This window comes from Streptomyces yatensis (assembly GCF_018069625.1).
GTDB classification, from domain to species: domain Bacteria; phylum Actinomycetota; class Actinomycetes; order Streptomycetales; family Streptomycetaceae; genus Streptomyces; species Streptomyces yatensis.
The window spans coordinates 4980442-4992858 of sequence record NZ_CP072941.1 but is presented as its reverse complement, the minus strand read 5'-3'; the positions used below and the strand labels follow the sequence as shown (position 1 = coordinate 4992858).

The 12417-nt window shown below is 73.3% G+C and carries 11 protein-coding genes; all 11 read left to right on the top strand.

The genetic code is table 11. The annotated features are described in order from the left end of the window. Nucleotides 1-149: 149 nt before the first annotated feature. Nucleotides 150-740, top strand: a complete 591-nt coding sequence (locus J8403_RS20730; RefSeq protein WP_014053793.1) for a DUF2617 family protein — start codon at nt 150-152, stop codon at nt 738-740. 120 nt (nt 741-860) lie between these two features. Then, nucleotides 861-2456 carry a polyamine aminopropyltransferase gene (locus J8403_RS20725; protein ID WP_211128351.1) on the top strand — a complete coding sequence of 532 codons (1596 nt, stop codon included), beginning with the start codon at nt 861-863 and terminating at the stop codon, nt 2454-2456. A 138-nt stretch (nt 2457-2594) separates the two neighbouring features. Next, nucleotides 2595-3506, top strand: coding sequence for an SRPBCC domain-containing protein (locus J8403_RS20720; protein WP_211124469.1), 912 nt, complete (start codon nt 2595-2597; stop codon nt 3504-3506). A gap of 25 nt (nt 3507-3531) precedes the next feature. Next, a complete protein-coding gene (locus J8403_RS20715) occupies nt 3532-4347 on the top strand; it encodes an aldose epimerase family protein (protein ID WP_211124468.1) in 816 nt (271 codons plus the stop codon). Nucleotides 4348-4517: 170 nt separating this feature from the next. Continuing rightward, nucleotides 4518-5063, top strand: a complete 546-nt coding sequence (gene pyrE / locus J8403_RS20710) for an orotate phosphoribosyltransferase (protein ID WP_093463450.1) — start codon at nt 4518-4520, stop codon at nt 5061-5063. A gap of 176 nt (nt 5064-5239) precedes the next feature. Then, nucleotides 5240-6262 (top strand): class II fructose-bisphosphate aldolase, encoded by a 1023-nt coding sequence (gene fbaA, locus J8403_RS20705; protein ID WP_211124467.1) that lies wholly within the window; start codon nt 5240-5242, stop codon nt 6260-6262. A gap of 178 nt (nt 6263-6440) precedes the next feature. Then, on the top strand, nt 6441-8123 hold the full coding sequence (locus J8403_RS20700) for an MFS transporter (protein WP_211124466.1): 1683 nt from the start codon (nt 6441-6443) through the stop codon (nt 8121-8123). A gap of 154 nt (nt 8124-8277) precedes the next feature. Next, complete coding sequence (locus J8403_RS20695; protein ID WP_078642619.1) at nt 8278-8691, top strand: DUF3151 domain-containing protein; 414 nt, start codon at nt 8278-8280, stop codon at nt 8689-8691. A gap of 238 nt (nt 8692-8929) precedes the next feature. Continuing rightward, entirely contained in the window at nt 8930-9922 is a 993-nt protein-coding gene (locus J8403_RS20690; RefSeq protein ID WP_246585919.1) for a tryptophan 2,3-dioxygenase family protein, read from the top strand. Nucleotides 9923-10268: 346 nt separating this feature from the next. After that, a complete protein-coding gene (kynU, locus tag J8403_RS20685; RefSeq protein ID WP_211128349.1) occupies nt 10269-11477 on the top strand; it encodes a kynureninase in 1209 nt (402 codons plus the stop codon). 3 nt (nt 11478-11480) lie between these two features. Next, entirely contained in the window at nt 11481-12356 is an 876-nt protein-coding gene (locus tag J8403_RS20680; protein WP_211124465.1) for an alpha/beta hydrolase, read from the top strand. The last annotated feature ends 61 nt before the right edge of the window (nt 12357-12417 follow it).

The window sequence follows — 12417 nt, the reverse complement described above, 5'->3', positions numbered from 1 at the left end:
GATGTGGCGCCCAGCATTTCATGATTCCGTATACCACCATCGACCTTACGGCCCCACGTGGGCACGAGCCGGCGTATGCGCATGCCCCTGGTTCACCGCGGGGCCAGTCGGCCCATCTTTTTTCCATTGCGTGCTTGCGGAGCCGATCCATGCTCACGACCCTCAAGACTGCCTACACCGATACCCGCGCCGCTGACCTCGCCTGGGGCCTGGGACGGGAACCGCTTCCCGCCCTCGCCGTGCTTGATCTTCAACTTCATGGTTTCGACGTCCAGTTGAGGCTCCTGGGGGCCTCGCATCAGGTCCTCCTCGAAGGGGAGGGCAGCCGTTGCTCGGAGACCGTCGCCTGCATGTCCGGCAACAGCACCGCGCTTCCGCTGGGGGTTTCCACGCTCGTCGACGGCCGCGAATACGAATTCGCGGCGCGCGTAGAGGAGTTGTCGCAAGGGGCCTTCGCCGGGCGCGCGCAGGAGCTGCTCGCGCTGGTGGCCGACCATCCGCACGGGCTGGCCGGCACCTTTCCCGGCAGTCCGAACGCGTTCACGGCGCTGCTCGCGCAGTGGCACGAGGGCACGGTGGGCTGGCGGACCTGGCATGCCTACCCCCAGGAGGGGCGGCTGGTCACCACCCGCACCTGTGTGGGGGCCCGGGTGCCGGCCGCGCTCCGGCCGCCGGGCGCGGGCGGGCTCGAGATAGGTGGCCTGCCCGATGGGCGGTCGCCCCAAGTGCCGTGTGCCTAAAGGCGGTCCAGGGTGTTCGCGAGGCCGTCGGTGCCCGATGCGTGAACGGCAATGCACTCGTGTGGGGGACGAGGCGTAAGCGATATGTAACGTAGCGTTCCCTTTGTGATCGATTCGCCGATGTCCGCCGTCTCGGATGCGCCGTCGTCGCCGGAGTCCGGCCCTCCGGCGCGGCTGCCCGTGCGGGCGACGCTCGGCCGCTTCCTCGTTCTCGGCACCGTCTTCGTCTGCGCCGCCTGCGGTCTCGTCTACGAGCTCGAACTCGTCGCGCTGGCCTCGTACTTGGCGGGTGACTCGGTCACCCAGGCATCCGTGGTGCTGTCCGTGATGGTCTTCGCCATGGGCGTCGGCTCGCTGCTGGCCAAGCGGCTGCGCTGCCGGGCCGCCGTCGGCTTCGGCGCGGTCGAGGCGGTGCTCGCGCTCGTCGGCGGCTGCTCGGCGATGGCGCTGTACGCCTGCTTCGCATGGGGCGGTCACTCGCGCTCCGCGCTTGTCGGCTTCTCGTTCGCGATCGGGGTGCTCATCGGAGCCGAGGTGCCGCTGCTGATGACCCTCATCCAGCGGGTGCGCCGGCAGGACGCGGGGGGCGCGGTGGCCGATCTGTTCGCGGCGGACTATGTGGGCGCGCTGGTCGGCGGGCTCGCCTTTCCCTTTCTGCTGCTGCCCGCGTTCGGCCAGCTGACCGGCGCGCTGGTCACCGGCGCGGTCAACGCGGTCGCGGGCGGGGCGCTGGTGCTCTGGCTCTTCCGCCGCGATCTGAGCGTACGGGCGCGGTGGACGCTGATCGTCGCCAATGGGCTGGTGCTCGCCGCGCTGACCGCCGGTGCCGTGCTGACCCCGTCCTTCGAGCGGGCCGCCCGGCAGGCCGTCTACGGACCGGGGGTGCGAGTCGCGCTGCGCACCGGCGAGCAGGAGATCGTGCTCGTGGGCGGCGGGGCGAGCGGGCGGCCGCTGGCCCTCTTCGTCAACGGGCGGCTGCGGGTCAGCGGGCGCGACGAGGTCCGCTACCACGAGGCGCTGATCCACCCGGCGATGGCCGCCGGACCGCACGGCCGGGTCCTGGTGCTGGGCGGGGGCGACGGGCTCGCGGTGCGCGAGGTCCTGCGGTACCCGGGGGTCCGGTCGGTGACCGTCGTGGAGCGCGACGCGGAGGTGGTGCGGCTGGCCCGCCGCGATCCGGGCCTGTCCGCGCTCAACGGCGGCGCCTACCGCGATCCGCGGGTGCGGGCGGTGACGGCGGACGCCTTCGACTGGCTGCGCCGGTCCATGGCGTACGACGTGGTGGTCTGCGATCTGCCCGCCCCCGAGCTCACCCCGAGCACCAAGTACTACTCGCAGGAGTTCTACGGCCTGGCCGAGCGGGCGCTGGCGCCCGGCGGCCGGCTGGTGGTCCACGCCGGACCGCTGCGGCCCGAGCCACGGGCGTTCTGGACGGTGGACGCGACGATGCGCTCGGTCGGGCTGCGGACCGCGCCCTATGTGATCGACGCCCCGCGCCCGGGCCGTGGCTCCCCGCGTCCCGGCCGTGGTTCCCCGCAGGACTGGGGCTTCGTGCTGGCGGCGCGCTCCCCGGTGGGGGTGCGGCTGGCCCCCCACGATCCGCGGCCGCGCTCGCTGACGGAGGAGGGGCTTCGGGCGGCCCGTCGCGCCGCCGAGCGGCACCGGGAGGCGGGACTGCCGCCCTCCACATTGATGCGGCCGCGGTATGGGGAGTGAGGCGCCTCGGCAGGCCCTCGCCGGGGGCGGGGCCACGGGGGAGACCACAGGGCAAGGCTGCCGTGGGCGGCGCGCCCGGTGCGGAAAGTTGACCGGGAACGGGTCTCAGGTAACGAGCGATGGGTAGTGTTTTGAGCTATGGAGCATGAGGTGTTCGTTCCGTTTCCCGTCGACACCGTCCGGCTGGCGCTCGCGGAGCCCGATCGCGTCGCCCGTTGCGTCCCCGGGCTCCAGCGGGACGCCGATGAGGCCGCCGGGCCGCTTTCCGGCCGGCTGCGGCTGCGCATCGGCGGGTCCACCATCACCTACCGCGGCGTGCTGCGCGTCGGTCGGCGCGCCGATGCCTTCGAGATCGAGGGCGAGGGCACCGAGGCGCGCGGCAGCGGCTCGGTGAAGCTGGCGCTGACCGTGACGCCCAAGCCCGTCGAGGGCGGTACGGAGCTGAGCTGCGCCGGGACGGTCCACAGCGAGGGGCGGCTGGCCGAGTTCGACGACGAGGCCTCCACGACCGTGGCCCGCCGGATGCTGGACCGGTTCGCCTCGGCGCTCACCGCCGGGCTGCAGAAGTCCCCGATCACCGCCGTCACCGAGGACGAGGCCCCTGGCAGGCCCACCGACGAGGCCGCTGAGGACGAGGCCGGTGATGGTGACGCTGACGCCGGTAAGGGCGCCGCCGCGGAGGAGTCCGGGCTGCCGACCGAGGCCGAGCTTCCGCTGTCGGCCGACGACATGGACATCGACGACGTCGGCGACCTCGAGGACGTCGACGACCCGGACGCCGTCGAGGAGCCCGTCGGCTTCGGCGACCTCGCCGATCTCGACGACCTGGACGACGAGCCCCCGGCCGAGGCCGCCCACGCCCGCCGCACGATGATCGGCCGCTCCACGGAGGAGGTCGACCACGCCCCGCCGCGCGGCCGCTACGCCCCCGTCCCCGCGCCCGAGACCGTCTCCACCAGCGCCACCCTGCGCTGGGCCGCGCCCGCCGCGGCGGTGGTGATCGCCTCCGTCGTCGTCGTGGGCCGTCGGGTACTTCGCCGCCGCCGATGACCGTGTGCGCATAGGGTCGGTAGCTGTGACCACCGAAGAGACACCGGAGACCAAGGGCGTACGGCTGACCGCCGGGGACGCCGAGCTGACCGTCTCACCCGAGAACGGCTGCTGTATCGGTTCACTGCGCATCGGCGGTACGGAGCTGCTGCGACAGGGCCCGCGGTTCGGGGCGTTCCCGATGGTGCCGTGGTGCGGTAGGACCGGTCTTGGCCGGTTCCGCAATGGCGGGCAGACCCACCAACTGCCCATCAACTCCCCGCCGCACGCGATCCACGGAACCGGCCGGAACGTCGCCTGGAGCCAGGTCAGGACCGGCCAGTCCACCGCGGCCTTCACCTATGAACTCGCCGACCCCTGGCCGTACGAGGGCCGGGTCACCCAGACCTTCGAGCTCTCCCCGGACAGCGCGACCGTCACCATGAGCGTGGAGACCGACGGCGATTCCTTCCCGGCGCAGGTGGGCTGGCATCCGTGGTTCCTGCGGAACCTGGGCGACGGCGGTGCCGATGCCGAGATCGCCTTCGACGCCGCATGGCAGGAGGAGCGCGGGGAGGACCACCTCCCCACCGGCCGCCGGATCGCGCCGAAGCCCGGCCCCTGGGACGACTGCTTCGGCATGCCGCAGGGGGTGGACGTCACGCTCACCTGGCCCGGCCGGCTGGAACTGAAGGTCACCAGCCGCACGGAGTGGGTGGTCGTCTACGACGAGCAGGCGGAGGCGGTGTGCGTCGAACCGCAGTCCGGCCCGCCCAACGGCCTCAACCTCCTGCCGCGCCTGGTCACCCCCATCGATCCGCTGGAGCTCTCCATGACCTGGAGCTGGCGCACGCTGGCCTGAGGAGCGGCCTGACGAGCGGCCTGAGGAGCGGCCTGACGAGCGGCCTGAGGAGCGGCCTGACGAGCGGCCTGAGGAGCGGCCTGACGAGTGGCCTCATGGTGCGGAGCGGGGCGGCTCGGCCTGCGGGAACGGAGTGCCGTGAGGGGTTCCGAGGGCCACCGCCTAAGCTCATGCGCATGAGCGATGCGCGTGACGCCCTGCTGCAGCAGATCAAGGACAAGGCCGTGGTCCACGGCAAGGTGACCCTCTCCTCCGGGCGTGAGGCCGACTACTACATCGACCTGCGCCGGATCACCCTGGACGCCGAGGCCGCGCCGCTGGTCGGGCAGGTCATGCTCGAGGCCACGGCCGATCTGGAGTACGACGCGGTGGGCGGTCTGACGCTGGGCGCCGACCCGGTGGCCACGTCCATGCTGCACGCGGCCGCCGCGCGCGGCCGTCGGCTCGACGCCTTCGTGGTCCGCAAGGCCCAGAAGACGCACGGGATGCAGCGGCGGATCGAGGGCCCGGACATCGCGGGTCGCCGGGTGCTGGTGGTGGAGGACACCTCCACCACCGGCGGTTCGCCGCTGACCGCGGTGGAGGCGGCACGGGAGGCGGGTGCGGAGGTCGTCGCGGTCGCGACGATCGTCGAGCGCGGCGCCGCGCCTGCGATCGCGGACGCCGGGCTGCCGTACCTCCCGGCGTACTCGCTTGCCGACCTCGAGCTGAGCTGAATCGTGGTGGGTGGGACGGTCGGACGTTTCACGTGAAACCACCCACCCCCGTCCGTGTGGTCTCCGCGTGCGCCGTGTGGAGCAATCGACGGAGTCTGGGATTATGGCCCCGACGATGACGTCGCCCCTAGGTCAGGGCCGAGTACGACTAACCCGCACATACAAGGAGCGGTCAGATGCCCATCGCATCCCCTGAGATCTACAACGAGATGCTCGACCGGGCGAAGGCAGGCAAGTTCGCCTACCCCGCGATCAACGTGACCTCGACGCAGACTCTGCACGCCGCCCTCCGCGGCTTCGCCGAGGCGGAGAGCGACGGCATCGTCCAGATCTCCACCGGTGGTGCCGAGTTCCTGGGTGGCCAGTACAGCAAGGACATGGTCACCGGTGCGGTCGGTCTCGCCGAGTTCGCGCATGTCGTCGCCGAGAAGTACCCGGTGCACATCGCCCTCCACACCGACCACTGCCCGAAGGACAAGCTGGACGGCTATGTCCGCCCGCTGCTCAAGATCTCCCAGGAGCGCGTCGCCAACGGTCAGAACCCGCTGTTCCAGTCCCACATGTGGGACGGCTCCGCCGAGACGCTCGACGACAACCTCAGCATCGCGCGGGAGCTGCTCGCCGAGGCCGTCAAGGCGAAGATCATCCTCGAGGTCGAGATCACCCCGACCGGTGGCGAGGAGGACGGCGTCACCCACGAGATCAACGACAAGCTGTACACGACGGTCGACGACGCCCTGCGCACCGCCGAGGCCATCGGCCTGGGCGACAAGGGCCGCTACCTGCTCGCCGCCTCGTTCGGCAACGTCCACGGCGTCTACAAGCCGGGCAATGTCGTCCTCCGCCCGGAGCTGCTGCGTGAGCTCCAGGACGGTGTCGCCGCGAAGTACGGCAAGCAGGACCCGTTCTTCTTCGTCTTCCACGGCGGCTCCGGCTCCACGGAGGAGGAGATCCGCACCGCGCTGGAGAACGGTGTGGTGAAGATGAACCTCGACACGGACACCCAGTACGCCTTCACCCGCCCGATCGCGGACCACATGTTCCGCAACTACGACGGGGTGCTGAAGGTCGACGGCGAGGTCGGCAACAAGAAGCAGTACGACCCGCGGAGCTGGGGCAAGCTGGCCGAGAAGGGGATGTCGGAGCGGGTCACCCAGGCTTGCGCGAACCTTCGGTCCACGGGCACGAAGCTGAAGTAGTCCGTTCTCCGGCTCGCTCTTACGGGCCCGGCGCTCGCCTTCGCGGCGAGCCGCCGGGCCCGTTTGCCGTGCGCCTCGCGGATTCGTTTTCGGGTGCGGGTCGGTGGCCCGTTTGTGCCCACCCGTCCCGCCCTGCGGAACGATTGCCCACAAACGGCAAGACGAGGATGATCCAGGTATGGGCGGAGCCACGCCCGGGGCGGGCCGCGCTCCGGGAAACGGTCAGCCGGTCAGGCTCTCCGTGCCGGCCGGGCGGTGGCTGGTGTTCACCACCGTGCTGGGTTCCGCCATGGCCCTGCTCGACAGCACCGTCGTCAATGTCGCCCTGCCGCGCATCGGGCTCGACCTGGGTGCCGATCTCCCCGTACTGCAGTGGACCGTCAACGCCTACATGCTCACCCTCGCCGGGCTGATCCTGCTCGGCGGGGCGCTCGGGGACCGGTTCGGGCGGCGGCGGGTGTTCGTCACCGGGGTGGTGTGGTTCTCGCTGGCCTCGCTGGCGTGCGGACTGGCGCCGAACGCCGGGGTGCTCATCGCCGCGCGGGCGCTGCAGGGCATCGGCGGGGCGCTGCTCACCCCGGGGTCGCTCGCGCTGATCCAGTCGGTGATCCACCACGACGACCGGGCGCGGGCGATCGGGCTGTGGTCCGGCTTCGGCGGGGTGGGGGCGGCCATCGGGCCGTTCCTCGGCGGCTGGCTGGTGGACGGGCCCGGCTGGCGCTGGGTGTTCTTCATCAATGTGCCCCTGGCCGCGGTGTGTGTGCCGGTCGCTTTGCGCCATGTACCGGAGACCAGCAATCCGCGGGCGCACGGCCGGTTCGACGTCCTCGGTGCCGTGCTGGGGGCGGCGACCCTCGGCCTGATCACCTATGCGCTGATCGCCGCGCCGCAGAAGGGCGCCTCGCCCGCCGTGGTGGTCCCGGCCGTGGCCGGGCTGGCGCTCGGAGTGGTCTTCGTCCTCGTGGAGCACCGGCGGCGCGAGCCGATGCTGCCGCTCTCCATCTTCTCCTCCCACCAGTTCAGCGCCGTCAACGCGGTGACCCTGTGCGTCTACGCGGCCTTCGGCGGCTTCTTCTTCCTCTCGGTGCTCGACCTTCAGGTGGTCGTGGGCTACTCCGCGCTCGCCGCCGGTACCGCGCTGCTGCCGACGACCACGCTGATGCTGCTGCTGTCGGCCCGTTCGGGAGAGCTGGGCAAGCGCATCGGCCCGCGGATCCCGCTGACCGTGGGCCCGCTGCTGTGCGCGGCGGGGATGCTGCTGATGACCCGGGCCGGGGTGGGGGCGGTCTACTGGCGGGACATCCTGCCCGCGCTGCTGGTGCTGGGCATGGGCATGGTGGTGGTGGTCGCCCCGCTCACCGCGACCGTCCTGGCCTCGGTGGACGTCGCCCGCGCGGGTCTGGCCAGCGGCGTCAACAACGCGGCGGCCCGTGCGGCGGGCCTGATCGCGGTGGCGGCGCTGCCGCTGCTCGCGGGGATGGGCCCGGAGGCGTACCGGTCGGCGGACGCGTTCGGGGACACCTTCCGGCGGGCGATGCCGATCTGTGCCGGGGTGCTGGTGGTGGGGGCGGTCCTCGCCTGGCGCACGGTGCGCTCGGACGCCCTGGAGCCGGTGGGCGAGGAGGCGGGGGCGGGCGCGGAGGTGGGCCCGGCGCCGGAGCGGGCCGAGCCGGCCGCCGTGCCGACCACCGAGCCGGCCGCCGTACCGGCGGAACGTACCGAGGGCGCCGTACGGACGGAGGGGCTGCTGTGCCGCCCTGAGTGCGCGTACCACTGCGGTGTGGCGGCGCCGCCCCTGGATCCGGGCGACCTGTCCGCGGCGCCGCCCCTGGACCCGGGTGAGGGACGCTCCGGCACCTGACCCGCGCCCTCTTCACCCCTCTTCGCGCCGGACGCGCCCTTGGACGTGCCCCTCGACCCCCTCGACCCCCTCGCCCCCCTCGACCCCCCCCGATCTGCGGACCACATGGCTTGAGCGTGTCGGGTGGGGCCCTGGACCAGGCAGACTGGAACCCATGGCCATTCACGAGAACCTGCTCGGGGGACCGCCCCCGACCCATCTGCCCGACGACCCGGAGCCACGGGAGCTGCTCGCCTCCGGCGCGGCCCCGTCCGAGGTCGCCGCGAAGTACCCGGCCTCCTCGCTCGCCTGGGCCCAGCTCGCCGACGAGGCGTTCGAGGCCGGCCGGGTGGTCGAGTCCTACGCGTACGCCCGCACCGGCTACCACCGCGGACTCGACGCCCTGCGCCGCAGCGGCTGGAAGGGCCACGGCCCCGTGCCCTTCGAGCACGAGCCCAACCGTGGCTTCCTGCGCGCCCTGCACGCGCTCGCGCGCGCCGCGCAGTCCATCGGCGAGCAGGAGGAGTACGAGCGCTGCTCGACCTTCCTGCGCGAGAGCTCCCCGACCGCGGCGGACACGCTCTCCTGAGGAGCTCCCGAAGGGCTCCTGAGGCGCTCCTGAGGCGCAACGAGACGTAACGAGGCGTACCGGGCCCGTGGGGTGTCGTACGCCCCACGGGCCCCTTCCGTACTTGCCGATCGTCCGTGCGGCGCGGATGATGCGGTGCGGGGCCCCTTCGGCTGTGGGCCCCGAGGGGACCGGGGCTCCGAGACCGAAAGGATGGGGCGGACCGCTACCCGGTAGCGAGCAGTACTCAGGAGATGCGATGTCGCAGCAGCCTGTCCCTGACCACGCCGCCCCGGCCCAGGCCACCCCAGGCGGGACCCCTCAAGGCCGGACCGCCCCGGGCGGGACCACGCCGAGCGGGGCCGCCCGAGGCCGGACCGCTCCGAGCGGGACCACGCCGAGCGAGGCCCCATCGAGCCGGACCGCACCGGGCGGGGCCGAGCTCGAGGCCCCCCATCTGGACTTCGACGGCACCACCCCGTACGAGGACTACGTCCAGGCGTCCGTGCTCACCCACCTCCAGCGCCCCCTCTCCGACGACCCCGGCGAGATGGTGTTCCTGGTGACCACCCAGGTCATGGAGCTGTGGTTCACCGTGATCGTCCATGAGTGGCACACCGCCGCGCAGGCGCTGCGCGAGGACGATCTGCCCACGACGATGGCCGCGCTCCAGCGCTCGGCCTACGAGCTGGAGTCGCTCAACGCCTCCTGGAAGCCGCTGGCCCATCTCACCCCCGGCCAGTTCAACGCGTACCGCTCCGCGCTCGGTGACGGCTCCGGCTTCCAGTCGGCGATGTACCGGCGGCTGGAGTTCCTGCTCGGCGAGAAGTCCGCGTCCATGCTCGTCCCGCACCGGGGCGCGCCGCGGGTCCACGCCGAGCTGGAGAAGGCGCTGACCGAGCCCAGCCTCTACGACGAGGTGCTGCGCTATCTCGCCCGCCGCGGCCTCGCCGTCCCGGCCGCCGTGCTGGACCGCGATCCCGCCCTGCGCTATGAACCCGATCCGGGGGTGGAGCGGGTCTGGGAGGAGATCTACTCCGGCCCGCGCGAGGGTGAGCTGGTCCGGCTCGGCGAGGCGCTCACCGAGGTCGCCGAGCTGGTGTGGCGCTGGCGCAACGACCACTTGGTGGCGACCCGGCGGGCGATGGGCGCCAAGACCGGCACCGGCGGCTCGGCCGGGGTCGCCTGGCTGGAGAAGCGCGCGGGCAAGACGGTCTTCCCCGAGCTGTGGACGGCGCGCAGCCATGTCTGACGCGACGATCCCCACGGAGTCGGCGGACGCCGCGCCGAGGAGTGCCGAGTCCGGGCCGACGGGGTCTGAACCGACCGGCACCGGGGCCGAGCCGACCGGCACCGGGGCCGAACCGGCTGGCACCGGGGCCGAGCTGCCCGGGGCCGAGCCGGCTGCGGCCGAGTCGTCCGGTACGGAGTCGACGGGCGCCGCGACCGGGGTGGGCGGCGCCAAGTCCGGGGCGGCCGGTACTGGGTCGACCGAGCTCGAGCCGACCGGTGCCGAGCGCGGTCTGGCCGAGCCTGGCGCGGCCGAGCGAGGCGCGGCCGAGCGCGGTCCGGTCGAGTCCGGCGCGGCCGAGCCCCGGCTGCCTCGGACCGGGCTGAGCGACGAGGCCACCGCGCTCGACGCGGCCGACCGGCTGCGCGCCAAGCGCGACGCCTTCACCCTCGACGACGTGATCTACCTCGACGGCAACTCGCTGGGCGCGCTGCCGCGTGCCGTCCCGCCCCGCCTTGCCGAGGTGGTCGCCCGCGAATGGGGCGAGCTGCGCATCCGCTCCTGGGAGGAGAGCGGCTGGTGGACCGCGCCGGAGCGGATCGGTGACCGCGTCGGCCGGCTCGTCGGTGCCGCCCCCGGCCAGGTCGTGGTGGGCGACTCGACGAGCGTGAACGTCTTCAAGGCGGTCGTCGCGGCCGTACGGATCGCCCAGGAGCGCGGCGCCCACCGCGATCAGATCCTGGTCGACGAGGCCACCTTCCCCACCGACGGCTATATCGCCGAGTCCGCCGCCCGGATGACCGGCTGCGCCCTGCGGCCGGTCGCGGCGGGCGACATGCCCACCGCCGTGGGCGCGCGCACCGCCGTCGCGCTCGTCAACCACGTGGACTACCGCACCGGCCGCCTCCACGATCTGCCCGGGACCACGGCCGCCGTGCACGCGGCGGGCGGGCTCGTCGTCTGGGACCTGTGCCACAGCGCGGGCGCCCTGCCGGTCGGGCTGGACGCCCACGGGGTCGACCTCGCGGTCGGCTGCACGTACAAGTACCTCAACGGCGGGCCCGGCGCGCCCGCGTATCTGTACGTCGCCCGTGCGCACCAGCCCCGCTTCGACTCGCCGCTGCCCGGCTGGAACTCGCATGCCGACCCCTTCGGCATGGCCTCCGCCTACACCCCGGCCGACGGCTCGGCCCGCGGCCGCGTCGGCACCCCGGACATCCTCTCGATGCTGGCGCTGGAGGCCGCCCTCGAGGTGTGGGACGACGTGACGATCGAGGACGTCAGGGCCAAGAGCCTGGCCCTGACGGACTTCTTCCTCCGCTGCGTCGACAACTACGTCCCGGCCGGTCGCGTGCGGTCCCTCACCCCCGCCGCACACGCGGAGCGCGGCAGCCAGGTGGCGCTGCGGTGCGCGGACGCGGGGGAGGTGATGGCGGAGCTGACGCGGCGCGGTGTCGTGGGCGACTTCCGCCGCCCCGATGTGCTGCGCTTCGGCTTCACCCCGCTGTACACGGGCTTCGCCGAGGTGGAGCGGGCGGCGCGGGTGCTGGCCGACGTGCTCCCGAAGGAGGGCTGACCGATGGGCGGGGCAGCGGCCGAGGAGGCGTCGGCCCTCGGGCTCGCACCCGTGGCTCCGGACCGGACCGCCGCGTACGGCGAACACCCGGACCAGGTGGCGGACTTCTACCTTCCGTCCAGGCCGCTCGGGGTCGCCCGCCCCGCCCCGCTGGTCCTCCTCTTCCACGGCGGCGCCTGGCGCGCCCCCTACGACCGGCGCCATGTGTCCCCCTTCGCCGCGTTCCTGGCGGGGCGGGGGCTCGCGGTGGCGTCGGTCGAATACCGCCGGGGCGGGGCGGACCCCGCGCGGGCGGGGCGGTGGCCGGAGACGTTCGACGACATCGCGGCCGCCGTGGACACCGTGCCGGGCCTCGCCCGGGAGCTCGGGCTCCCCGGGGTCGACCCGGACCGCGTGGTGCTCACCGGGCACTCCGCGGGCGGGCACGCCGTGCTGTGGGCGGCGGCCCGGCATCGGCTGCCGTCCGGCACTCCCTGGCACGTGCCCTCCCCCTCCCCGCTCCGCGGTGTCGTCGCCCTCGCCCCCATCGCGGACCTCGCCACGGCCCGCGCGCTGGACGTGTGCTCCGGCGCCGTCGGCGAACTCCTCGGTGAAGTCCGCGGCGACGGCGATGAACTGACGGCCCGGCTCGCCCTTGCCGACCCCGCCGCACTGCTGCCCACCGCGATCCCCACCACCATCGTGCAGGGCGGCACCGACATCGACGTGCCACCGGCGGTCGCGGACGCCTTCGCGGCGGCCGCGACCCGCGCCGGCCAGCACGTACGGCTGGTCAGGACGGAGGGCGGACACTTCCCGCCCATCGACCCCACCACGCCCGTCGCCCACACCGTCGCGGACGAGATCGCCCACGTGGCCGGGACAGGCCCGGCAAGGTAATGGGGGCGCCGTCGGCCGCAGCGCACCCGGCCGCGCAGCACCGCAGCGCACCTGGCGCGTT